This is a genomic window from Clostridium saccharobutylicum DSM 13864 (assembly GCF_000473995.1).
Taxonomy (GTDB): domain Bacteria; phylum Bacillota; class Clostridia; order Clostridiales; family Clostridiaceae; genus Clostridium; species Clostridium saccharobutylicum.
This window is the reverse complement of record NC_022571.1, coordinates 195,043-219,095: the sequence shown is the minus strand read 5'-3', so window position 1 is coordinate 219,095 and position 24,053 is coordinate 195,043. Positions and strand designations below refer to the sequence as shown.

Here is a 24,053-nt window from a genome sequence, read left to right as displayed (position 1 = left end):
GTATTTACACCTCCCAAACTAATTAGCGGATTGTTAACAATCATAACTAGCCGTTTTCGTATTTTATTTCCAGTATTATAGTTTGATTTCTATATCAACACCAGCTGGAAGATTTAATCTCATTAATGCATCAACAGTTTTTGGTGATGGATTAACGATATCGATTAATCTCTTATGAGTTCTTATCTCAAATTGTTCTCTTGAATCTTTGTACTTGTGAACCGCTCTTAATATTGTAACAACATCTTTTTCTGTTGGTAATGGTACTGGACCTACAACCTTAGCTCCTGATGTTTTTGCAGTTTCAACAATTTTTTCAGCTGATTGATCTAATATTGTATGATCAAAAGCCTTTAATCTAATTCTTATTTTTTGCTTTGACATTTCATTTCCCTCCTTTTTATGTACGTTTTACTTCGAACGCACAACAGCGGTTGTTCTGTAAACTGCTCCAGGTGTTTCACGCCTTCTAACAATTTACCAAATCCCTGTCGTTGGATTCTAGATCCAAACTTACTTATCAAGAATTACCCGGAAGTCCGGCAACCTCCTGATAGATCGCTGTATGCTATGCAACTTCTTTATTATACTATTGTTGCAAAGCCTTTTCAAGCTTTTTTTAGACTTTTTATCTTTTTAAATTTAAAATTTTTTTATAATTTCTTTCGCTTTTATTATTTTAAATATATTTCCGATAAATTTCAAGGTTTCATTTTAGGTTTTTTGCCCATTTTTTTCTTTAATGAAATCTCAATTCATATTTTTTAATATATTAAAAAGCAAGGAACCTAAGTCCTTGCTTCAAAAACACATATTACATGTGCATATTACTATTGAACTATCTTAGTAACAACTCCTGAACCTACAGTTCTTCCACCTTCTCTGATAGCGAATCTTAATCCTTCATCCATTGCGATTGGAGTGATTAATTCAACGTTCATGTCGATGTGGTCTCCTGGCATTACCATTTCCATTCCATCTGGTAATTTGATTGATCCTGTAACGTCTGTTGTTCTGAAGTAGAATTGTGGTCTGTATCCATCGAAGAATGGAGTATGTCTACCACCTTCTTCTTTCTTAAGTACGTATACTTGACCTACGAATTTAGTGTGAGGATGTACTGAATTTGGTACTGCTAATACTTGACCTCTTTCAATATCAGTTCTTTGAACTCCTCTTAATAATGCTCCGATATTATCTCCAGCTTGCGCTTCATCTAATAACTTTCTGAACATTTCGATTCCAGTTACTACAACTTTCTTCTTTTCTTCACTTAATCCAACGATTTCTACTTCGTCTCCTACGTGAAGTACTCCAGCTTCAACTCTTCCTGTTGCAACTGTTCCTCTTCCTGTAATTGTGAAGACATCTTCGATTGGCATTAAGAATGGCTTATCTGTTGCTCTTTCTGGAGTTGGGATATAGCTATCTACTGCTTCCATTAATTCTAAGATTGGAGCTATTGCTTCTTCATCTGTTGGGTTTTCTAATGCTTTTAATGCTGATCCTGTTATTACTGGAATATCGTCTCCTGGGAATTCATATTCATTTAATAATTCTCTAACTTCCATTTCAACTAATTCTAATAATTCTGGATCATCTACCATATCTGCTTTATTTAAGAATACTACGATATATTGGATACCTACTCTTGATCCTAATAGTATATGTTCTCTTGTTTGTGGCATTGGACCATCTGCTGCTGATACAACTAAGATAGCTCCATCCATTTGTGCTGCTCCTGTGATCATGTTCTTAACGTAGTCAGCATGTCCTGGACAGTCAACGTGAGCATAGTGTCTGTTTTCTGTTTGGTATTCAACGTGTGCTGTATTGATTGTGATTCCTCTTTCTTTTTCTTCTGGAGCCTTATCAATATCTGCATAGTTAAATGCTTCTGCATATCCTTTATTCGCTAATACAGTTGTGATTGCAGCTGTTAATGTTGTCTTACCATGGTCTACGTGACCTATTGTTCCGATATTAACATGAGGCTTATTTCTTTCATATTTTGCTTTTGACATTATAAAATTCCTCCCTTATAGACATTAATAAAAAATATTTCCGTAAATATTATAACCGATAGATATTGTAATATCTACGTTTATTATTCAACTTTTATTAATTATTTAATGTTTTAAATAATTATATATTATAATTATTAACAGCATAGTGACATTTATATACTAAATATCACTATGTTATTTTAAAAATTATTTAGCTCTGTTACCTGCAATTTGTTCTTGAATATTCTTTGGAACTTCATCATAGTGATCAAATACCATTGAGTAAACACCTCTACCTTGAGTTCTTGATCTTAATGCAGTAGCATATCCAAACATTTCTGATAATGGTACAAACGCTCTAATAACTTGAGCTCCATTAACAGCATCCATTCCTTCAATTCTACCTCTTCTTGAGTTAACATCACCAATAACATCTCCCATGTATTCTTCTGGAACTGTTACTTCAACTTTCATCATAGGTTCAAGAAGCACTGGATTTGCTTTAGCCATAGCATTCTTGAATGCCATAGATCCAGCTATTTTAAATGCCATTTCTGATGAATCGACTTCATGGTAAGAACCATGTACTAACTTAACTTTAAAGTTAATAACGTTATATCCAGCAATGATACCATTTAAAGAAGCTTCTTTGATACCAGCATCAATAGCTGGAATGTATTCCTTAGGAATAGCTCCACCAACGATAGCATTTTCAAATACATATTCGCCTTCAGTTGGTTCCATTTCAATTACAGCGTGACCGTATTGTCCTTTACCACCTGATTGCTTAGCATACTTAGCTTCAGCTTTAACAGCATTTCTGATTGTTTCTTTGTAAGCAACTTGAGGAGCTCCAACATTACATTCAACTTTGAATTCTCTTTGAAGTCTATCAACGATGATATCTAAGTGAAGTTCTCCCATACCTGCGATAATTGTTTGACCTGTTTCTTCATCAGTCCAAGTTTTAAAAGTTGGATCTTCTTCTGCTAATTTAGCTAATGCCATTCCCATCTTTTCTTGAGCATCCTTTGTCTTTGGCTCAATAGCTACATTAATAACTGGTTCTGGGAATTCCATCGCTTCAAGGATTATTGGGCTATTTTCTGCACATAAAGTATCACCTGTTGTAGTGTTCTTTAATCCAATTACTGCTCCAATTTCTCCCGCTTCTAATGATTCAACTTCTGATCTTGAATTTGAATGCATCTTAACAAGTCTACCGATTCTTTCCTTCTTACCTTTTGTTGAGTTAAGAACATACGAACCACTTTGCATTACCCCTGAATATATTCTAGTAAATGCTAACTTACCAACAAATGGGTCAGTCGCAATCTTAAATGCTAAAGCTGCTAATGGTTCAGAGTCTGAAGAATTTCTATGATCTTCTTCTCCATCTAATGTTGTTCCTTTTATTGCTGGAACATCTAATGGTGATGGTAAGTAATCTACAACTCCATCAATCATTTCTTGAACACCTTTGTTTTTGTATGAAGAACCACAAATACAAGGATATATTTCATTAGCAATTGTAGCCTTTCTTAAAGCACTTCTTAATTCTTCAATTGAAAGTTCTTCACCTTCTAAATATTTTTCCATTAATTCTTCATCTGTTTCAGCAATAGCTTCTATCATTGCACTTCTATATTCTTCAGCTTGCTCAACATATTCAGCTGGAATTTCTTCTTCTCTCATATCTTTTCCAAGATCATCATAGAATATAAAAGCAACATTTTTTATAAGGTCAACCATTCCTTTGAAGCCTTGTTCACTACCTATTGGAATTTGAATTGGAACTGCATTAGCTTTCAATCTATCTTTAACTGTTTGAATACATCTAAAGAAATCAGCACCTGTTGCATCCATTTTATTTACATATATCATTCTTGGTACACCATACTTATCCGCCTGTCTCCAAACAGTTTCAGTTTGTGGTTCAACCCCACTCTTTGCATCAAGAACTGTAACAGCTCCATCAAGTACTCTTAATGATCTTTCAACTTCAACTGTAAAGTCTACGTGACCTGGAGTATCGATAATGTTTAATTCGTGTTCTTTCCAGAAACATGAAGTTGCCGCTGAGGTAATTGTTATACCTCTTTCTTGTTCTTGAACCATCCAGTCCATTGTAGCTTCACCATCATGAACTTCCCCTATCTTATGACTCACTCCTGTATAGAATAATATACGTTCTGTTGTTGTTGTCTTACCTGCATCTATATGAGCCATTATACCGAAATTACGGAACTTCTCTAAAGGATATTTTCTAGCCATTTATTTGTCCTCCTCTCAATGAGTAAAATATAATTTAATTTGACAAAACTGCCTTAGCATAAGCCAAAACAGTTTTGGTATAGATATTAATATCTGTAGTGAGCGAATGCCTTATTAGCTTCTGCCATCTTATGAGTATCTTCTCTTTTCTTAACAGCTGCTCCTGTGTTGTTACAAGCATCTAATAATTCACCTGCAACTCTTTCACACATTAGCTTTTCGCCTCTTTTTCTTGCTGCTATTAACATCCATCTAATTCCTAAAGTCTGTCTTCTTTCTGGTCTAACTTCTATTGGAACTTGATATGTAGCACCACCTATTCTTCTAGCTTTAACTTCTAGTAATGGCATTACATTATTCATAGCTTCTTCAAATACTTCTAAAGCTTCTTTTCCACTTTTTTGTGCTATTATTTCAAATGCATCATAGCATATTTTTTGGGCTACACCCTTTTTACCGTCTTCCATTATACTATTTATAAATTTAGTAACAACTTTTGAATTGTACACTGGATCTGGTAATACATCTCTTTTTGCAATATGTCCTTTTCTTGGCACTTTTCTTCCCTCCTTAACATTTTAAATTTAAGTTCATCGGTACTCGGTATTATTCTATACCGCAAAGTGCTATATCTCTTCATCTATATAAACTGAATTTCAAATCTATAATCTATGTAGAAGATAAGCACTACATTAAGTTAAAATCCTATTTTTGTTTAGGCTTTTTAGCACCGTACTTTGATCTTCCTTGCATTCTGTTAGCTACTCCAGCGCAGTCTAATGCACCTCTTACAATATGGTATCTAACACCAGGAAGGTCCTTAACTCTTCCACCTCTTATAAGAACAACACTATGTTCTTGTAAGTTGTGACCTACTCCACCAATATATGCAGTTACTTCATATCCATTTGTTAATCTAACTCTGGCAATTTTTCTTAACGCTGAGTTAGGCTTCTTAGGAGTTGTTGTTTTAACTACTGTACATACCCCTCTTTTTTGTGGACACTCTTTAAGTGCTGGTGCAGTTGATTTAACTACTGTTGTTTTTCTGCCTTTTCTTACTAATTGGCTAATAGTTGGCATTTTTTCACCTCCTGAAATTTATTTATCTATTTTTTAATTAAGATAAAGCTAATTTATCATGGGAATATATGTATTAATAAACACTATAATATTTATCCCATTTACATATATATTAAACTAATCTCTAATCTTTTAGCATTAGTCTAATCACACAAGTAACTTTATTGACATTTATTTGTGTGATTCAATATTCTAAATCACACAAATTGTATTTTATCATTTTACTATATACATGTCAACATAATTAAAATCTATTCCTCAATAGATTCAGTCTCTGCTTCTTCTGCGTCTACATTTAGAGTTCTATATCTCATCATTCCAGTACCTGCTGGAATTAACTTACCTATAATAACATTTTCTTTCAACCCTATTAATGGATCAATTTTCCCTTTGATGGCTGCTTCAGTTAAAACTCTCGTTGTTTCTTGGAATGAAGCTGCAGATAAGAAACTATCTGTTGCTAAGGCAGCCTTAGTAATACCTAATAATGTTTGTTCTCCCTTAGCTTCTTCTCCACCAAATTCTCTTACTCTAGCATTTTCTCCGTTAAAATCGAACATATCAATCAGTGTTCCTGGTAACAAATCGGTATCTCCTGATTCAAGAATCTTAATCTTTCTAGTCATTTGTCTAACAACAACTTCTAAATGCTTATCATTGATATCAACACCTTGTAGTCTATAAACTTTTTGAACTTCTGAAAGCAAGTATCTTCTTGCACCATCTATACCTTTTATGCTCATGATATCATGTGGATTAACTGAACCTTCTGTTATTTCATCTCCAGCTTCAATTAAATCTCCATCACTTACCTTTAATCTTGAACCGAATGGTATATCATAGCTATGTTCTTCACCGTCTGAACTCATAACATTAACTATTCTCTTCTTCTTTGTTTCTTCCACCTTGACTGTACCCATAATTTCACTTACAATTGCAAGACCTTTTGGTTTTCTAGCTTCAAATAATTCCTCTACTCTAGGCAAACCTTGAGTAATATCTGCACCTGTAGCAACTCCACCTGTATGGAATGTTCTCATTGTAAGCTGTGTTCCTGGTTCTCCAATTGATTGAGCTGCTATAATACCAACAGCTTCTCCAATATCAATCTTCTTAGCTGTTGCCATGTTCATACCATAACAGTGAGAACATACACCAACCTTACAACTACATGTAAATACAGATCTAATTTTAACCTTTTTGATTCCAGTTGAAACTATTTTTTCAGCTATCTCTGGATCCATATATTTATTATTTTCAAGGACAACTTTACCACTATTAGGATCAATAATATCCTCAGCAGTATATCTACCGATTAATCTTTCTTTCAATTCTTCGATAACTTCGCTTCCTTCTTTAATTTCACTTACATATAATCCTTCTTCAGTTCCACAATCTTCTTCTCTTACAATAACATCTTGTGATACATCAACAAGTCTTCTTGTTAAATATCCTGAATCGGCTGTCTTTAAAGCTGTATCGGCATTACCTTTTCTAGCTCCATGTGTAGAAGAGAAATATTCCAATACATCTAGACCTTCTTTAAATGATGCTTTGATAGGTAATTCAATAATCTTACCTGATGGACTTGCCATAAGTCCTCTCATACCAGCTAATTGCTTAATTTGAGATTTGGAACCTCTGGCTCCCGAATCAGCCATCATGAATATTGGATTAAACTTATCCATACTATCCATTAGCGCATCAGCAACATCTTCTGTTGTTTTAGTCCATTTTTCTATGACTCTTTCATATCTTTCATCATCAGATATGAAGCCTCTTTTATACATCTTTTCTATCTTTTCAACAGTTTCATCTGCTTCTTTAAGTAAATCATATTTAGCCTGTGGCACAGTTATATCAGAAGTTGCAACTGTTACCGCACCAATTGATGAATAATGATATCCTAAAGCTTTTATATTATCAAGCATTATAGATGTTTTAACCGGACCATGTTTCATATAACATTGATCTATTATTGTTCCTAGTGACTTTTTAGTAACTAAGAAATCAACTTCTAAATTAAACTTTTCATCTTCATTATTTCTATCAACTATTCCTAAATTTTGAGGAATAGATTCATTAAAGATAAGTTTTCCTACAGTAGTTTTAATTACCCTTGATTGCATTACTCCATCAAATTCTCTAAACATTCTAACATTTATTTTAGCGTGCACAGCAATTGCTTTAACTTCATATGCCATTATAGCTTCATCTTTGCTTGAGAATGTCATTCCTTCACCCTTGACACCATCTTTATCCATAGTTAAATAATATGAACCAAGAACCATATCTTGTGTTGGTACACAAACTGGTTTACCATCTGAAGGCTTCAATATATTTGTTGCCGCTAACATTAAAAATCTTGCTTCTGCTTGAGCTTCAACTGATAATGGAAGATGGACTGCCATTTGGTCTCCATCAAAGTCAGCATTATATGCTGTACATGCTAATGGATGTAGTTTAATTGCTCTTCCTTCTACCAATATTGGTTGGAATGCTTGAATTCCAAGTCTATGTAGAGTAGGCGCACGGTTAAGTAATACTGGATGATCCGCAATTACTTCTTCCAACACATCCCATACTTGTGGTAATACTCTCTCAACCATTCTCTTGGCACTCTTGATATTATGAGCTATGCCATCTTGTACAAGCTTTTTCATAACAAATGGTTTAAATAATTCTATTGCCATTTCCTTAGGAAGTCCGCATTGATACATTTTAAGTTCTGGACCAACAACGATAACTGATCTACCTGAGTAGTCAACTCTCTTACCAAGTAAGTTTTGTCTAAATCTACCTTGCTTACCTTTTAACATATCTGAAAGAGATTTTAAAGGTCTATTTCCTGGTCCAGTTACCGGTCTACCTCTTCTACCATTGTCAATAAGAGCATCCACTGCCTCTTGAAGCATTCTCTTTTCATTTCTTACAATTATATCTGGAGCACCTAAATCTAATAACTTCTTCAATCTGTTATTTCTATTTATTACTCTTCTATATAAATCATTTAAATCAGATGTTGCAAATCTTCCTCCATCTAATTGAACCATAGGTCTTAAATCTGGTGGAATTACTGGTATTACATTTATAACCATCCATTGAGGATCATTTCCTGATTTTCTGAAAGATTCTACAACTTCAAGCCTTCTTATTATTCTAACTTTCTTTTGTCCAGTACTTTGCTTAAGTTCTTCTTTAAGCTCTTTTGAACCACTTTCTAAATCAATCTCACTTAATAAATTTTGAATTGCTTCAGCACCCATTCCTGCTACGAAGCTTTCATCACCATATTTATCTACAGCTTCTCTATATTCTTTTTCATTAAGAAGTTGTTTCTTCAAAAGTGGTGTTTCTTTTGGATCTATCACTATATAAGATGCAAAGTATAAAACTTTTTCTAATGCTCTTGGTGACATATCTAAAATCAATCCCATTCTTGATGGAATTCCTTTAAAGTACCAAATATGAGATACTGGGGCAGCTAATTCAATATGCCCCATTCTTTCTCTTCTTACTTTAGCTTTTGTGACTTCAACTCCGCATCTATCACAAACTATACCTTTATATCTTACTCTTTTATATTTTCCACAATGACATTCCCAATCTTTCATTGGTCCAAAGATTCTTTCACAGAATAATCCGTCTCTCTCTGGCTTTAATGTTCTATAATTAATTGTTTCTGGCTTTTTAACTTCTCCTCTTGACCATTCTCTTATTTGTTCTGGAGATGCTAAACCAATTTGTATTGCATCAAAATTATTTAATTCAAACAAGGGTAAATCCTCCCTTCAAAATTAGTGTTCATCGTTAAAATCATCTAGTTCTAATTGATTTTCAAGCTCTTCGATGTCGGCATTTTCATCATAATCAATGTCTTCCATGTCATCATCTTTGTTTTCATCGTAACCGTCATCTACTATTTCTGTTTCCTGCACAACTGTTTCTTCTGCGCCTTCAATATTAACATCTAAACCTGCCATATCTTCTTCTGCAAACTCTTTCAATGTTACTTCTTCATGCTCATCATTTAATACCTTAATATCTAAACATAAAGCTTGTAGTTCTTTTATAAGAACCTTAAATGATTCTGGAACTCCTGGTTCAGGTATATTTTCACCTTTAACAATAGCTTCATATGTTTTAACTCTACCTACAACATCATCTGATTTAACAGTTAATATTTCTTGTAACGTATGTGCTGCACCATATGCTTCCAAAGCCCAAACTTCCATTTCACCGAATCTTTGACCCCCAAATTGAGCCTTACCTCCTAATGGTTGTTGTGTTACTAGTGAGTAAGGTCCTGTAGATCTAGCATGAATCTTATCATCTACTAGATGGTGAAGTTTTAACATATACATAATACCAACAGTTACTTCATTATCAAATGGTTCACCTGTTCTACCATCATATAATATAGTTTTTGCATTTGTATTAAATCCTGCTTTTACTAGACATTCTGTAATTTCATCTTGAGTTGCACCATCAAATACAGGAGTAGCTATATGCCATCCTAAATTGCTGGCTGCCCATCCTAAATGAACTTCTAATACCTGCCCTATATTCATACGTGAAGGTACGCCCAGTGGATTTAAGCATATTTGTAATGGTCTACCATCTGGTAGGAATGGCATATCTTCTTCTGGTAATATTCTAGAGATAACCCCCTTATTACCATGACGTCCAGCCATCTTATCTCCTACTGAAATCTTTCTCTTTTGAGCAATATAACATCTTACAAGTTCGTTTACTCCTGGATTCAATTCATCTCCATTTTCTCTAGTAAATACTTTTATATCAACTATTATACCAGCTTCTCCATGAGGAACTCTTAATGAAGTATCTCTTACTTCTCTTGCCTTTTCACCAAAAATTGCTCTTAACAATCTTTCTTCTGCAGTAAGTTCAGTTTCTCCCTTTGGTGTTACTTTACCTACTAATATATCACCTGATATTACTTCAGCACCTATTCTAATAATACCTCTATCATCTACATCTTTAAGTGCATCATCACTTACATTAGGAATATCTCTTGTAATTTCTTCTGGTCCTAACTTTGTATCTCTTGCTTCACATTCGTATTCTTCTATATGCATAGATGTAAATACATCTTCTCTAACCAGTTCTTCTGAAATTAACATGGCATCTTCGTAATTATATCCTTCCCATGTTATGAATCCCATTCTGATATTTTTACCTAATGATATTTCTCCTAAGTCTGTTGATGGACCATCAGCAATTACTTGATTTTTAAATACTATTTCTCCAGTATCTACTATAGGTCTTTGATTAATACACGTACCTGAATTACTTCTTTTAAACTTTAGTAATTTATATACATCTGTTCCACCATCAGAATCTCTCTTAATACGTACTTCACTTCCTGATACATAAGTAACAACTCCAGCATTCTTTGCTTTAGGAAGTACTCCTGAATCTACAGCCGCCTTAAATTCTATTCCTGTTCCAACAACTGGTGCTTCTGGCTTTAATAAAGGAACCGCTTGACGTTGCATGTTTGATCCCATAAGTGCTCTTGTAGCATCATCATTTTCAAGGAATGGTATCATAGCAGTTGCTACTGAAACCATTTGTCTTGCTGATACGTCTATTAAATCAACTTCAGTAGCAGGTACAACAAGTACGTCTTCTAAGTATCTTACAGTAACTTTCTTTTCTTTAAAATAACCATTTTCATCCATTAGCTCTTTTGCTTGAGCTATTAAGCATTGATCTTCTTCATCTGCAGTGAAATATCTAATTTCCTCTGTTGCTCTTGCATTTTCTTTATCTATAATTCTATATGGTGTTTCAATAAAGCCATATTCATTAACTTTAGCAAAAGTTGCTAAAGAGTTTATAAGTCCTATATTTGGACCTTCCGGTGTTTCAATCGGACACATTCTACCATAATGAGAATGATGAACGTCTCTTACTTCGAAACCAGCTCTTTCTCTTGAAAGACCTCCTGGTCCTAAAGCAGATAATCTTCTCTTATGTGTTAATTCTGATAATGGATTTGTTTGATCCATGAATTGTGATAATTGTGAACTACCAAAGAACTCTTTAATAGCTGCTGCTACTGGTCTTATGTTTATTAACATTTGAGGAGTTATTGATTCTTGATCTTGAATAGTCATTCTTTCCTTAACTACTCTTTCCATTCTTGATAAACCAATTCTAAATTGGTTTTGTAATAATTCTCCTACAGATCTTAATCTTCTATTTCCTAAGTGATCTATATCATCAACATAACCAATTCCATAAGCTAAACCTATTTCATAACTAATTGTTGCAAATATATCATCTCTTATTATATGTTTTGGGACAAGTCTACTAATATTTTTCTTTATTTCCTCTTTAATACTCTCTTCATCTGAGAAGTTATCTAGTATTTCTCTTAATGTAGGATAATGAACTAATTCTTTTATTCCTAAATCTGAAACATCAAAAGAGACTTGTTTATTTATATCCACAAAGTGATTGCTAATTACTCTAATAACTTTATCTTCAACTAATATAGCAACTACTTTAATCCCGCTGTTTTGAATATCTTCTGCCATTAATCTACTGATTTTTTGGCCCTTTTCAACCATAACTTCACCAGTTTGTGGGTTAATTATATCCTCTGCTGCCACTTGGTTTGCAATTCTTAGTTGTAATGCAAGTTTTTTATTGAATTTATATCTACCAACTCTAGATAAATCATATCTCTTTGCATCAAAAAATAATGTATCTATTAATGATATTGCACTATCTACTGTTGGTGGCTCACCTGGTCTTAATCTTTTATATATTTCAAGTAATGCTTCTTCTTTAGTCTTTGTATTATCTTTTTCTATTGAAGCTCTAAATCTTTCTTCTTCTCCAAAGAAATCAAGCAACTCTTGATCACTACCAAATCCCATAGCTCTTGCTAATATAGTAATTGGTAACTTTCTTGTCTTATCAATTCTTACATAGATGATGTCATTAGAATCAGTTTCATATTCTAACCATGCACCCCTATTAGGAATTACAGTTGCTGAATACAACTTTTTCCCAGTCTTATCTATAGAGCAATTATAATATACTCCAGGAGATCTTACTAACTGACTTACTATAACTCTTTCAGCACCATTAATTACAAAAGTACCTTGTTCTGTCATTAGTGGGAAATCTCCCATAAAAACTTCTTGTTCTTTAATTTCACCAGTTTCGTTATTTTGTAATCTAACTGAAACTTTTAGTGGTGCTGCATAAGTTGCATCTCTTTCTTTGCATTCTTCGACAGAATACTTGATATTTTCCATATCAAGTTTATAGTCTACGAATTCAAGTACTAAGTTTCCTGTGAAGTTTGTGATAGGATTAATATCATCAAATACTTCGTGCAACCCTTCTCTTAAAAACCATTCATACGAATCTAATTGTACCTCAATTAAATTCGGCATTTCGGTAACATCATTAACCTTACCAAAACTCATTCTTGTTCTTTTTCCAACTTGGACAGGATGTACCATGAATTTTCACCCCTTGTATAAAATAAACTAAAATAGCCAAAAGCGAACTTTCCCTAAGGACTTTTGCTTTCGGACAGCGTCTTTATTATAGTATAACCATTATTGACCAGATTATACTGTTTTTTTCCACCATGAATATACACTATTCCATGGTGAATAATACATTATATTATCATATCACATGACATTTTCTTTGTCAATAAATTTTATATGAATTTCTAGCTATAAAGCTATATAAAATACCTATTCCTTAAACAAGCATTTTATATAGCTTTATAATTAAAGTTTAAAAAAGGTGCTTTACAAAGCACCTTTTTATTAAAAATAAATTATTTAACTTCTACAGTAGCTCCAACTTCAGCTAATTTAGCTTTCATGTCTTCAGCTTCTTCTTTAGAAACGCCTTCTTTTAATGTTTTAGGAGCTCCATCAACTATTTCTTTAGCTTCTTTTAATCCTAATCCAGTTATTTCTCTAACAGCTTTGATAACTTTAATTTTGTTATCTCCAGCACTAGCTAATACTACGTCAAATTCAGTCTTTTCAGCTCCGCCAGCAGCTTCTCCAGCTACAGCGCCTCCAGCTACAACTGCAGCTGCAGCACTTACTCCAAATTCTTCTTCACAAGCCTTTACTAATTCATTTAAATCTAAAACGCTCATTTCTTTTATTGCTTGAATTATATCTTCTCTTGTCATTTTAATAGCACCTCCGAAATTTTTTCTTAAAATTATTTTTCTTTAATTATTCTGCAGATTCAGTTCCCTTGCTATCAGCAATAGCACTTAATACACGTGCAAAGCTTGATATTGGAGACTTGATACTTCCAAGAAGTTTTGCAATAAGAACTTCTTTTGATGGAATTGTTGCAAGTTGGTTAATCTTAGCAGCATCGTAGATTTCTCCTTCTACTACACCAGCTTTTAATTCTAACTTGTTATGAGTTTTAGCAAAATCATTTAGTACTCTTGCTGCTACTGTAACATCTTCGTAACCGAATGCAATAGCAACAGGTCCTTCTAAATATTCAACTATACCTTCTAAGCCTAATTCTTTAGCTGCTAAAGTAACTAAAGTATTTTTGTATACTTTATATTCTACGCCAGCTTCTCTTAAATTCTTTCTAAGAGCAGTATCTTCTTCAACAGTTAGTCCTTGATACTTACTAAGAACAACAGCTTTAGCTTTTTCTAACTTTTCCTTAATTTCAGCAACTTTTGCTTCTTTAAGTTCTCTGTTTTTATTCATTACTGCGATCCACCTCCTAACAGTTATAAACTGCTTATTATATTTAAAAAGATCTTCCCGCAGACAAGGAAGATCTATAATATCATCTATTATATAACCTAGGCGGGCAATTTAATTTTACGCTTTCGCACCCACTGTCTACGGAAAAACTATTTTCTTTTTACAACATTAAATATTGTATCACTTAACTTAAATTAAGTCAATACTAATCTAAAGTTTTTGTAGGATTAATTTTTGCTCCTGGTCCCATTGTACTTGAAACTGATACTGATTTTAAGTATTGTCCTTTAGCTGCTGCTGGTTTAGCTTTAACTAAAGCGTCCATTAATGCAGTAAAGTTTTCTTTTAATTTTTCAGTACCGAATGATTTCTTTCCGATTGGGCAGTGAACGATAGAAGTTTTATCAACTCTATATTCAACTTTACCAGCTTTGATTTCTTCAATTGCTTTAGCAACATCAAATGTTACTGTTCCTGATTTTGGGTTTGGCATTAATCCCTTAGGTCCTAATACTCTACCAATTCTACCTACAACACCCATCATATCTGGAGTTGCAACAACTACATCATAGTCAAACCAGTTTTCACTTTGAATCTTTTGAACTAATTCTTCAGCTCCAACGAAATCTGCTCCTGCTTGTTGTGCTTCTGTAGCTTTATCACCTTTTGCAAACACAAGAACTTTTACAGTTTTACCAGTTCCGTTTGGTAATACAACTGCTCCTCTAACTTGTTGGTCTGCATGTCTTGGATCTACTCCAAGTCTTACATGTAATTCGATAGTTTCATCGAAATTAGCCTTTGCAGTTTTTAAAGTAAGTTCTAATGCTTCTGCTGGACTATATAATGCGCTCTTATCTATAAGTTTTGCGCTTTCAACGTATTTTTTTCCCATAATTTGCCTCCTCTGTGGTATTAGCGGTTTTGACCTCCCACTTATTTTTAAAGAATTACTCTTCGATAGTTACTCCCATACTTCTAGCTGTTCCTGCTATCATTCTCATAGCTGATTCAACATTAGCAGCATTTAAGTCTGGCATTTTAGTTTCAGCGATCTTCTTAAGTTGATCTTGAGTTAACTTACCAACCTTTGTTTTATTAGGTACTCCTGATCCGCTTTCTAATCCTAATTCTTTCTTAATTAGAACTGCAGCTGGAGGAGTCTTTAGTATAAAACTAAATGATCTGTCTTGGTAAACTGTTATAACTACTGGTATTATTAAACCAGCTTGATTAGCAGTTTTAGCATTAAACTCCTTACAGAATCCCATTATATTTACACCATGTTGACCTAAAGCTGGACCAACAGGTGGAGCTGGTGTTGCCTTACCTGCTTGAAGTTGAAGTTTAATCATTCCAGTTACTTTCTTAGCCATTTTGTTATTCCTCCTATTACTGTGGTATATACGAACTTTTAGTTCTCCCACTTAATTAAAATCAGCTTATTATATTATATATTAAACTAATTTTTCAACTTGATTAAAGTCTAGTTCAGCAAGAGTTTCTCTGCCAAACATATCTACTAAAGCCTTAATTTTACGTTTATCTAAAACTATCTCTTGTATTATAGCCACTGAATCTCTTAATGGTCCTGAGATAATTTTAATGCTTTCCCCTATCTCTAAATCAATCTCAATAGGTGTTTCTAGCACTCCCATTGATTCAACTTCTTCATCTGAAAGAGGAACTGGTTTAGATCCTGGACCAACAAATCCTGTTACACCTCTTGTATTTCTTACAACGTACCATGATTCATCGCTCATCAACATTTTCACAAGCACATATCCAGGAAATTTCTTCTTTAATGAGACTTTTTGTTTTCCTTCTTTTTCTTCAATCACTTCTTCCATAGGTACTTGTATATCATGGATTAATGATTCAAGATTTCTGTTTTCAATTGCTTTTTCTAAGTTTGCTTTAACCTTATTTTCATATCCAGAATATGTATGCACTACATACCATCTTGCTTTATCACTCATACTTGTCAGGTGATCTTAACGTCACCCAAACCTCCCTTTTACTTCAATTTTAAAATCATTTCAAAGAGGTTCTGGAAAATAAAATCGAATCCACCTACTAATAATGTGTATATTAGTGTGAATATTACAACTGCAACAAATGCTTTTTTCGCCTCATCTTTTGAAGGCCAAGTTATTCTCTTAACTTCTGCCTTAACCTCTCTAAAAAAACTAAATAGGTTACTATTATTAACAGCCTTTTCAGTTTTTACATTACTTTTTTCTGACATATTTTCACATCCTTAAATTTACTTACTATATGTCATTTCACGTGGCTACTATTTTGTTTCTCTATGAAGAGTGTGCTTTTTACAGAATTTACAATACTTTTTCATTTCTAATCTATCTGGATCATTTTTCTTATTTTTCATTGAATCATAATTTCTTTGTTTACACTCTGTGCATGCTAAAGTTACTCTTGTTCTCATTACTGCACCTCCAGTTTTCATATATATTAAACAAGAGATTAATCTCCTGTTCACCTCTAACTTGTATGACTTAAAATGTCACTTTTACACAATATCATAGAATATGTAAATTGTCAATCTTCCTTTAAATAGGACTAAGTTATATAACTTAGTCCTTTATTAAACTGATTGCCTATCTATAAATCCTATTGAACTATCTTAGTAACAACTCCTGAACCTACAGTTCTTCCACCTTCTCTGATAGCGAATCTTAATCCTTCATCCATTGCGATTGGAGTGATTAATTCAACGTTCATGTCGATGTGGTCTCCTGGCATTACCATTTCCATTCCATCTGGTAATTTGATTGATCCTGTAACGTCTGTTGTTCTGAAGTAGAATTGTGGTCTGTATCCATCGAAGAATGGAGTATGTCTACCACCTTCTTCTTTCTTAAGTACGTATACTTGACCTACGAATTTAGTGTGAGGATGTACTGAATTTGGTACTGCTAATACTTGACCTCTTTCAATATCAGTTCTTTGAACTCCTCTTAATAATGCTCCGATATTATCTCCAGCTTGCGCTTCATCTAATAACTTTCTGAACATTTCGATTCCAGTTACTACAACTTTCTTCTTTTCTTCACTTAATCCAACGATTTCTACTTCGTCTCCTACGTGAAGTACTCCAGCTTCAACTCTTCCTGTTGCAACTGTTCCTCTTCCTGTAATTGTGAAGACATCTTCGATTGGCATTAAGAATGGCTTATCTGTTGCTCTTTCTGGAGTTGGGATATAGCTATCTACTGCTTCCATTAATTCTAAGATTGGAGCTATTGCTTCTTCATCTGTTGGGTTTTCTAATGCTTTTAATGCTGATCCTGTTATTACTGGAATATCGTCTCCTGGGAATTCATATTCATTTAATAATTCTCTAACTTCCATTTCAACTAATTCTAATAATTCTGGATCATCTACCATATCTGCTTTATTTAAGAATACTACGATATATTGGATACCTACTCTTGATCCTAATAGTATATGTTCTCTTGTTTGTGGCATTGGACCATCTGCTGCTGATACAACTAAGATAGCTCCATCCATTTGTGCTGCTCCTGTGATCATGTTCTTAACGTAGTCAGCATGTCCTGGACAGTCAACGTGAGCATAGTGTCTGTTTTCTGTTTGGTATTCAACGTGTGCTGTATTGATTGTGATTCCTCTTTCTTTTTCTTCTGGAGCCTTATCAATATCTGCATAGTTAAATGCTTCTGCATATCCTTTATTTGCTAATACAGTTGTGATTGCAGCTGTTAATGTTGTCTTACCATGGTCTACGTGACCTATTGTTCCGATATTAACATGTGGTTTATTTCTTTCATATTTTGCTTTTGACATTATAAATTTCCTCCTTTTATCTTGTAATAAACTTTGCCTAGTGTTTTTTCATTTTTATTACTTGGAGCTCACAATCGGGATTGAACCGACGGCCTCCGCCTTACCAAGGCGACGCTCTGCCTACTGAGCTATGTGAGCGTTCAAAAACCTTTGTGTTCCTTGATATACCAATTATAAAGTTTACTATTTTTTTTTTTATTTGTCAATATAAATTCTTACTTTAAATCTAAGCATTTTTCTAGTTTTCTTTTTACTCTCTGCAGAGCATTATCAATGGATTTTGAATGTCTTTCCAAATCACATGCAATTTCTTGATAAGATTTCCCATCCAAATATGATGTGAGCACTTCTAATTCTAATCCTGATAATACTTTTGAGATTTTATCTTCAATATAATCCATCTTTTCCTTGCTTATCATTAATTCTTCAGGATCCGAAATTTTTAATCCAGCTAAAACGTCCAACAATGTTCTTTCAGACTCTTCTTCATATATTGGCTTATTCAATGATATATAAGTATTCAAAGGGATATGTTTTTGTCTAGTAGCAGTTTTTATTGCAGTTATAATTTGTCTAGTTACGCATATTTCTGCAAAAGCCTTAAATGATGTTGATTTTTGTGGATTATAATCTCTAATAGCCTTATATAATCCTATCATCCCTTCTTGATAAATGTCCTCTTTATCTGCACCAATCAAGAAATATGATTTTGCTTTAGCTTTCACAAAGTTCTCATACTTTGCCATCAAATATTCTTGAGCTCTATTATTTCCATCTTTAGCTTCTATAACAACTTCTTCATCTAATTTGTCCTTAAATTCTAAAAACCCTTCCAACTATTTCACTCTCAACTCTCTTCTGCGTTAAACTACACTATTCATGTAAACAATTATACCCTAGTAAAAATATGTTAGTCAACTTAATTTACTTGCTCCTTCTAATTTCTTCTAACAATCTAGCTGTATTGTCATCTATATTATCACTTATGCTGTTCCTTTGTTTATTTTCATTCTTCTCAGCTCGACTTTTTATAGATTTTTCTACTTTAAGAATCTCATTATAAAATTCTATAGATGCCATTCTAGTTGCACCTCTTTGGAAAATAGTTTGTTGTTCTAGGTTATCTGATGTAACAACAACTATCTCATGTTTTCTACCTAATTCATTTACTTTTTTTTCTATATAACTATCAGCTGTTTCTCCACTCTTAGTAAAAACTACAGATATATTTTTATTTATTTGTTCTTCCTTCTCAATACTTCCTGCTACCTTATGAGCATCAAATACCAATACTATTTTGCATTCTTTAAATACTCCATAATTGTGTAAAATATCTATTAACAACTGCCTTGAGCCCTCAAAACTGACACCTTTATCCTGTTTTAAATTAGGCCAACTATTAACCACATTATAGCCATCAACAAAAATAGTTTTCACACTGTACCTCTTTCTATTTTAAGCGCCCTTTTAAAACCTCATACATCATTATACCACCAGCAACTGAAGCATTTAAAGAATTAATCTTTCCCACCATTGGTATTTTTATTAGTTTATCACACTTTTGTACTGTTAGTTTTGAAATACCTCTTCCTTCATTACCAATTATAAGTGCACATGGGCCACTAAAATCTACTTGATAGCTGTATTCTTCTGCTCTTATATCTGCTCCATAAACCCAAATCCCACTTTCTTTCAACTCTTCTATTATCGCATTTAAATTTGTAACTTTTGCAATTTTAACATGTTCTACAGCTCCCACTGAAGATTTATATACAGTTGAAGTTACTGATGCACTCCTTCTCTTAGGAATTATTATTCCATGTACACCAAACAACTCTGCTGTTCTTATTATAGAGCCTAAATTATGTGGATCTTCTACTTCATCTAATATAACAATAAAAGGTGATTCACCTCTTTTTTCTGCGAGTTCTAATATATCTGATACTTGCGAATACTTATATGGTGTTATCTTTGCTATTACACCTTGATGTACTTCACCATTACACATAGAATCTAACTTTCTCCTATCAACTTCTCTTATTATTACTCTTTTTTCTTTTGCTAACCCAACTATAGTTTTTATTGAACCTTCAAGATTACCATTGGATATATATAACGTTTCAATTGTTCCTTCACCTTTTAACGCTTCAATTACTGCATTTCTGCCTATTACTATATCTTCTCTTTCTTCTACTTGACTATTTTCTTTATTTCTGCTTACTTCTGCAACGTTATTTACTTTTAAATTATAACTCTTTTTATTTTTTTTATTTCTTTCATAAGTTTTATTTTCTTCATTCTTCAATTTAACTTTAGAATTATTTTTCTTTATTTTTTCTTGCATTAATAATCCTCCTTAATTATGAATCTTTAGTTTATTTTATGACCTCTATACTTTTATTAAAAATTAATTCTAATCTTTCCTTATCTCCAATTAAATATAAATATCCGACTAATGCTTCAAATCCAGTTGCCATTCTATAATCCCTAACATCTGCATTCTTGGGTACTGTAGCTGACTTAGCATTTCTCCCTCTTTTATACACTGCCATTTCTTCTTCCGTCAAGATTTCTTCAATTTGGTGCATTATATACGCTTGACTTTTTGCTTTAACATATTTGATTGCTTTAATATGAATTTTATTTGCCGATAATGCCATATTTTCCGTTAATATGTAATCTCTAATAAAAACCTCAAATACTCCATCCCCTACTAATGCCAATTGGAGTGGATTTAACATCCTAGCTTCATTTTTAGTAAATTCTCTTATTCTAAAATCATCTAACATTAATAAATCTCCTTTAAATAAGGGTTGCATCATTTGCAACCCTTATTTTAATTAATCAACTTTTTTCCATCTAACCCCTTGTGGTGTATCTTCTAATATAATATTTCTAGCTTTTAAGTCATCTCTAATTTTATCTGCTAGAGCAAAATCTCTGTCTTTTCTTGCTTGTTGTCTTTTATCAATAAGTTCTTGAATTTCAGTTTCTAAATTCTTTTCTTGGTGTTTTTGAAGAATTCCAAGTGACATTCCTAATTCTCTGATTAACTCTACTGCACCTTCGCATAATTCCTTCGATGAATCTATATTAATATTATTATTAATATCCTTACTTAAGTCAAACAATACTGAAATTGCATCTGCTGTATTGAAATCATCATCCATTTTTTCAATAAATTTATCTCTGTACTTATCTAAAGATTTTAGATATAACTTTTCATCTTCACTAATATCTTTTATTTTAACTTCGCTTATCAGATTCTCAAGATTATTTATGCAATTATATAATCTTTCAATAGATGCTTTAGCTGAATCTAAAAGTTCTTTTGTAAAATTAATTTGAATCCTATAATGTCCTGATAACATTAAAAATCTTATCGCATCCGAATCATATTCTTCAAGTATTTCTCTTGCTGTGAAAAAATTATTTAATGATTTTGACATTTTTTTATTATCTACATTAACAAATGCTGCATGCATCCAATAGTTTGCAAATGGTTTTCCTGTTACTGCTTCACTTTGAGCTATTTCATTTTCATGATGTGGAAATTTCAAATCCATTCCACCAGCATGTATGTCAATTGTATCACCTAATATTTTCTTAGCCATGCATGAACATTCAATATGCCAGCCCGGTCTTCCAAGTCCCCAAGGACTTTCCCATGCAGGTTCACCTGGCTTTTGAGCTTTCCAAACAGCAAAGTCCATTGGATCATTTTTTCTCTCATCAATATTAATTCTAGCTCCAGCTTGCAAATCTTCTAGATTTTGTCCTGCAAGCTTACCATAAGTCTTAAATTTCTTAGTACTGAAATATACATCACCATCTACTTCATAAGCAAAACCTGCTTTAATTAAATCATCGACAAATTTTATTATATCGCCTATATACTCAGTTGCTCTAGGATTAACAGTAGCTCTTTCTATTTGAAGAGCATCTGCATCTTGATAATATTCTTTAATATATTTATCACCAAGTTCTTTTACAGTAATCCCCTCTGAATTTGCTTTATTAATCATTTTATCATCTATATCTGTAAAGTTTTGTATAAATTTGACTTTGTATCCTCTGTATTCTAAATATCTTCTAACAGTATCAAATATAATAAATGTTCTTCCGTTACCTATGTGAAAAAAGTTATACACAGTTGGTCCACAAACATACATTTTAACTTCGCCTGGAACAATAGGCACAAATTCTTCTTTTTTTCTAGTTAAGGTATTATATATTTTCATAAAATCACCTCTTAATAATTTATCTTAATTTTAAATTGTTCTTGTGAAATTCATTTTTAACAATATCACAAACATCGCTTATTTTAACTACTTCCATTTCATGAGTTCTAAGCTTAAATTCAACTTCACCATCAACAATTTTCTTACCAACAGTTACTCTCATTGGTATTCCCATCAATTCTGAATCTTTGAACTTGACCCCAACTCTTTCATTTCTATCATCTAAAAGTGCTTCTACACCCATACCTATTAATTCTTCATATAGTTTATTAGCAACTTTAACTTGTTCCTCATCTTTAACATTTACAGGAATAACTGAAATATGATATGGAGCAACTGATAATGGCCATACAATTCCATTTTCATCATGATGTTGCTCAATTATTGATGCTACTGTTCTTGTAACTCCAATACCATAACATCCCATTATAAATGGTTTTTCCTTTCCATCCTCATCAATAAAGTTTGCATTCATAGCTTCTGAATATTTTGTTCCAAGTTTAAATATATGTCCAACTTCTGTTCCTCTTGCAATAGTGACTTTTCCTCCACAATGCGGACACTTTTCTCCTTCAGTTACATTTCTATAATCTCCAACAATTCCTTCAAAATCTCTTCCGTAGTTTACATTTTCAATATGATATCCTGTTTCATTAGCTCCAACAATAAAATTATACATATTAGCAACTTCCTCATCTACTAATAGTATATCAACTTTTATTCCTATTGGACCTGCAAATCCAATATCAGCACCAGTAGCTTTTTTCACTTCTTCTGCACTAGCAAGCTCTAAATTCATAACCTCGCCTATTGCATTGCTTATCTTAACTTCGTTAATTTCACGATCTCCTCTAACCATTACTGCTACTATCTTTCCATCTGCATTAAATATAATAGTTTTCGCAAATCTTTTTTCAGTAGTTTTAAAGAAGTTAACTAAATCCTCAATAGTTTTTATATTTGGTGTTTCAATTTTTCTTAATTCTTTAAAATCTTGTTTTTCTTCTTTTTCTGGTGCTGAATAAGCCTTTTCAATGTTTGCTGCATAATCACATTCAGTACAGAATACTACATCATCTTCTCCAACTTCTGATTTAACCATAAACTCAGCTGAATTAGAGCCTCCAATGGCACCCGAATCTGCTGCAACACACTTAGCATCTAATCCACATTTATTAAATATATTTACATATGCATCATGCATTTTATCGTAAGCTATATCTAATCCTTCTTGATCTTTATCAAAGCTATATGCATCTTTCATAACAAATTCTCTAGATCTCATAACTCCAAATCTTGGTCTACGTTCATCTCTATACTTAGTTTGAATTTGATATAGATTTAATGGTAATTGCTTATATGATTTTATTTCATTTCTCGCTATATCAGTAAAAACTTCTTCATGAGTAGGTCCTAGACAGAAATCTCTATCACCTCTATCCTTTACTCTAAACATCTCTGCTCCATATGCATCCCATCTGCCTGATTCTTGCCATAGTTCTGCTGGAATCATAGCTGAAGCTAAAAATTCTTGAGCACCTGCTGCATTCATTTCTTCTCTTACTATATCTTCAACTTTTTTTAAAACTTTTAACCCCAATGGCATATAGTTATATACTCCAGCTGCCATCTTTCTCATCATCCCAGCTCTTAGCATAAGCTTATGACTATCAATTTCTGCTTCTGCTGGTACTTCTCTTAACGTAGAGATTAACATATTAGACATTTTCATTTTTATTTCCTCCTAAATGATATACTTTATTGTATTTTAGGTTGTTATGTAAAACAAAAAAAATTCACCCTAATATAATAATTAGGGCGAATTTCAATCGCGGTACCACCTAAATTTGTTCTCTAATAATGATAACGGT

At 32.8% G+C, this 24,053-nt stretch carries 21 protein-coding genes, 1 tRNA gene and 2 other annotated features (1 of these 24 running past the window's edge); all 22 genes read right to left on the bottom strand.

The window, feature by feature from the left end; translation table 11 throughout:
* Positions 1 to 75: 75 nt before the first annotated feature.
* The 22 genes from rpsJ to CLSA_RS00895 all read right to left on the bottom strand — a co-directional run bounded on the left by rpsJ (position 76) and on the right by CLSA_RS00895 (position 23,914).
* Positions 76 to 384 (bottom strand): 30S ribosomal protein S10, encoded by a 309-nt coding sequence (rpsJ, locus tag CLSA_RS01000; protein ID WP_002582605.1) that lies wholly within the window; start codon positions 382 to 384, stop codon positions 76 to 78.
* Positions 385 to 830: 446 nt separating this feature from the next.
* Entirely contained in the window at positions 831 to 2,024 is a 1,194-nt protein-coding gene (gene tuf / locus CLSA_RS00995; protein WP_022743536.1) for an elongation factor Tu, read from the bottom strand.
* Positions 2,025 to 2,213: 189 nt separating this feature from the next.
* Positions 2,214 to 4,280 (bottom strand): elongation factor G, encoded by a 2,067-nt coding sequence (gene fusA, locus CLSA_RS00990; RefSeq protein ID WP_022743548.1) that lies wholly within the window; start codon positions 4,278 to 4,280, stop codon positions 2,214 to 2,216.
* Between the two features lie 86 nt (positions 4,281 to 4,366).
* The gene (gene rpsG / locus CLSA_RS00985) at positions 4,367 to 4,837 is read right to left on the bottom strand and encodes a 30S ribosomal protein S7 (protein ID WP_022743547.1); all 471 of its coding nucleotides are present in this window, start codon (positions 4,835 to 4,837) and stop codon (positions 4,367 to 4,369) included.
* 148 nt (positions 4,838 to 4,985) lie between these two features.
* Positions 4,986 to 5,363: a 30S ribosomal protein S12 gene (gene rpsL, locus CLSA_RS00980; protein WP_022743546.1), complete on the bottom strand. Its 378-nt coding sequence runs from the start codon at positions 5,361 to 5,363 to the stop codon at positions 4,986 to 4,988.
* A gap of 251 nt (positions 5,364 to 5,614) precedes the next feature.
* Positions 5,615 to 9,139 (bottom strand): DNA-directed RNA polymerase subunit beta', encoded by a 3,525-nt coding sequence (gene rpoC / locus CLSA_RS00975; RefSeq protein ID WP_022743545.1) that lies wholly within the window; start codon positions 9,137 to 9,139, stop codon positions 5,615 to 5,617.
* Positions 9,140 to 9,160: 21 nt separating this feature from the next.
* Positions 9,161 to 12,868 carry a DNA-directed RNA polymerase subunit beta gene (rpoB, locus tag CLSA_RS00970; protein WP_022743544.1) on the bottom strand — a complete coding sequence of 1,236 codons (3,708 nt, stop codon included), beginning with the start codon at positions 12,866 to 12,868 and terminating at the stop codon, positions 9,161 to 9,163.
* A 329-nt stretch (positions 12,869 to 13,197) separates the two neighbouring features.
* Entirely contained in the window at positions 13,198 to 13,566 is a 369-nt protein-coding gene (gene rplL / locus CLSA_RS00965) for a 50S ribosomal protein L7/L12 (RefSeq protein WP_022743543.1), read from the bottom strand.
* A gap of 46 nt (positions 13,567 to 13,612) precedes the next feature.
* A complete protein-coding gene (gene rplJ, locus CLSA_RS00960) occupies positions 13,613 to 14,116 on the bottom strand; it encodes a 50S ribosomal protein L10 (protein WP_022743542.1) in 504 nt (167 codons plus the stop codon).
* A 35-nt stretch (positions 14,117 to 14,151) separates the two neighbouring features.
* Positions 14,152 to 14,278, bottom strand: a sequence feature (ribosomal protein L10 leader region).
* A gap of 43 nt (positions 14,279 to 14,321) precedes the next feature.
* On the bottom strand, positions 14,322 to 15,011 hold the full coding sequence (gene rplA / locus CLSA_RS00955; RefSeq protein ID WP_022743541.1) for a 50S ribosomal protein L1: 690 nt from the start codon (positions 15,009 to 15,011) through the stop codon (positions 14,322 to 14,324).
* A 55-nt stretch (positions 15,012 to 15,066) separates the two neighbouring features.
* The gene (gene rplK / locus CLSA_RS00950) at positions 15,067 to 15,492 is read right to left on the bottom strand and encodes a 50S ribosomal protein L11 (protein WP_022743540.1); all 426 of its coding nucleotides are present in this window, start codon (positions 15,490 to 15,492) and stop codon (positions 15,067 to 15,069) included.
* 81 nt (positions 15,493 to 15,573) lie between these two features.
* Entirely contained in the window at positions 15,574 to 16,095 is a 522-nt protein-coding gene (nusG, locus tag CLSA_RS00945; RefSeq protein WP_022743539.1) for a transcription termination/antitermination protein NusG, read from the bottom strand.
* Positions 16,096 to 16,133: 38 nt separating this feature from the next.
* Positions 16,134 to 16,364, bottom strand: coding sequence for a preprotein translocase subunit SecE (secE, locus tag CLSA_RS00940; RefSeq protein ID WP_022743538.1), 231 nt, complete (start codon positions 16,362 to 16,364; stop codon positions 16,134 to 16,136).
* A gap of 48 nt (positions 16,365 to 16,412) precedes the next feature.
* The gene (rpmG, locus tag CLSA_RS00935; RefSeq protein ID WP_022743537.1) at positions 16,413 to 16,562 is read right to left on the bottom strand and encodes a 50S ribosomal protein L33; all 150 of its coding nucleotides are present in this window, start codon (positions 16,560 to 16,562) and stop codon (positions 16,413 to 16,415) included.
* A gap of 185 nt (positions 16,563 to 16,747) precedes the next feature.
* The gene (gene tuf / locus CLSA_RS00930; protein WP_022743536.1) at positions 16,748 to 17,941 is read right to left on the bottom strand and encodes an elongation factor Tu; all 1,194 of its coding nucleotides are present in this window, start codon (positions 17,939 to 17,941) and stop codon (positions 16,748 to 16,750) included.
* 62 nt (positions 17,942 to 18,003) lie between these two features.
* A tRNA-Thr gene (locus tag CLSA_RS00925) sits at positions 18,004 to 18,079 on the bottom strand.
* A gap of 77 nt (positions 18,080 to 18,156) precedes the next feature.
* Positions 18,157 to 18,777 carry an RNA polymerase sporulation sigma factor SigH gene (sigH, locus tag CLSA_RS00920; protein WP_022743535.1) on the bottom strand — a complete coding sequence of 207 codons (621 nt, stop codon included), beginning with the start codon at positions 18,775 to 18,777 and terminating at the stop codon, positions 18,157 to 18,159.
* An 88-nt stretch (positions 18,778 to 18,865) separates the two neighbouring features.
* Positions 18,866 to 19,378, bottom strand: coding sequence for an NYN domain-containing protein (locus tag CLSA_RS00915; protein ID WP_022743534.1), 513 nt, complete (start codon positions 19,376 to 19,378; stop codon positions 18,866 to 18,868).
* Between the two features lie 13 nt (positions 19,379 to 19,391).
* Positions 19,392 to 20,285 (bottom strand): 23S rRNA (guanosine(2251)-2'-O)-methyltransferase RlmB, encoded by an 894-nt coding sequence (gene rlmB, locus CLSA_RS00910; protein ID WP_022743533.1) that lies wholly within the window; start codon positions 20,283 to 20,285, stop codon positions 19,392 to 19,394.
* A gap of 31 nt (positions 20,286 to 20,316) precedes the next feature.
* Complete coding sequence (locus tag CLSA_RS00905; RefSeq protein ID WP_041715987.1) at positions 20,317 to 20,730, bottom strand: Mini-ribonuclease 3; 414 nt, start codon at positions 20,728 to 20,730, stop codon at positions 20,317 to 20,319.
* Between the two features lie 51 nt (positions 20,731 to 20,781).
* Positions 20,782 to 22,182: a cysteine--tRNA ligase gene (gene cysS / locus CLSA_RS00900; protein WP_022743531.1), complete on the bottom strand. Its 1,401-nt coding sequence runs from the start codon at positions 22,180 to 22,182 to the stop codon at positions 20,782 to 20,784.
* A gap of 19 nt (positions 22,183 to 22,201) precedes the next feature.
* The gene (locus CLSA_RS00895) at positions 22,202 to 23,914 is read right to left on the bottom strand and encodes a proline--tRNA ligase (protein ID WP_022743530.1); all 1,713 of its coding nucleotides are present in this window, start codon (positions 23,912 to 23,914) and stop codon (positions 22,202 to 22,204) included.
* A 79-nt stretch (positions 23,915 to 23,993) separates the two neighbouring features.
* Positions 23,994 to 24,053: a binding site (T-box leader), on the bottom strand; it runs 120 nt beyond the window's last position.

What these genes read in the sequence shown, in the direction of transcription:
- fusA (WP_022743548.1), bottom strand. Translation starts at nt 4,280, where the DNA reads ATGGCTAGAAAATATCCTTTAGAGAAGTTCCGTAATTTCGGTATAATG.
- CLSA_RS00905 (WP_041715987.1), bottom strand. Translation starts at nt 20,730, where the DNA reads ATGTTAGATGATTTTAGAATAAGAGAATTTACTAAAAATGAAGCTAGG.
- rplK (WP_022743540.1), bottom strand. Translation starts at nt 15,492, where the DNA reads ATGGCTAAGAAAGTAACTGGAATGATTAAACTTCAACTTCAAGCAGGT.
- cysS (WP_022743531.1), bottom strand. Translation starts at nt 22,182, where the DNA reads ATGAAAATATATAATACCTTAACTAGAAAAAAAGAAGAATTTGTGCCT.
- rplJ (WP_022743542.1), bottom strand. Translation starts at nt 14,116, where the DNA reads ATGAATAAAAACAGAGAACTTAAAGAAGCAAAAGTTGCTGAAATTAAG.
- tuf (WP_022743536.1), bottom strand. Translation starts at nt 17,941, where the DNA reads ATGTCAAAAGCAAAATATGAAAGAAATAAACCACATGTTAATATCGGA.
- rplA (WP_022743541.1), bottom strand. Translation starts at nt 15,011, where the DNA reads ATGGGAAAAAAATACGTTGAAAGCGCAAAACTTATAGATAAGAGCGCA.
- rpsJ (WP_002582605.1), bottom strand. Translation starts at nt 384, where the DNA reads ATGTCAAAGCAAAAAATAAGAATTAGATTAAAGGCTTTTGATCATACA.
- nusG (WP_022743539.1), bottom strand. Translation starts at nt 16,095, where the DNA reads ATGAGTGATAAAGCAAGATGGTATGTAGTGCATACATATTCTGGATAT.
- secE (WP_022743538.1), bottom strand. Translation starts at nt 16,364, where the DNA reads ATGTCAGAAAAAAGTAATGTAAAAACTGAAAAGGCTGTTAATAATAGT.
- rplL (WP_022743543.1), bottom strand. Translation starts at nt 13,566, where the DNA reads ATGACAAGAGAAGATATAATTCAAGCAATAAAAGAAATGAGCGTTTTA.
- rpsL (WP_022743546.1), bottom strand. Translation starts at nt 5,363, where the DNA reads ATGCCAACTATTAGCCAATTAGTAAGAAAAGGCAGAAAAACAACAGTA.
- rpoB (WP_022743544.1), bottom strand. Translation starts at nt 12,868, where the DNA reads ATGGTACATCCTGTCCAAGTTGGAAAAAGAACAAGAATGAGTTTTGGT.
- CLSA_RS00895 (WP_022743530.1), bottom strand. Translation starts at nt 23,914, where the DNA reads ATGAAAATGTCTAATATGTTAATCTCTACGTTAAGAGAAGTACCAGCA.
- rlmB (WP_022743533.1), bottom strand. Translation starts at nt 20,285, where the DNA reads ATGCAAGAAAAAATAAAGAAAAATAATTCTAAAGTTAAATTGAAGAAT.
- rpmG (WP_022743537.1), bottom strand. Translation starts at nt 16,562, where the DNA reads ATGAGAACAAGAGTAACTTTAGCATGCACAGAGTGTAAACAAAGAAAT.
- tuf (WP_022743536.1), bottom strand. Translation starts at nt 2,024, where the DNA reads ATGTCAAAAGCAAAATATGAAAGAAATAAGCCTCATGTTAATATCGGA.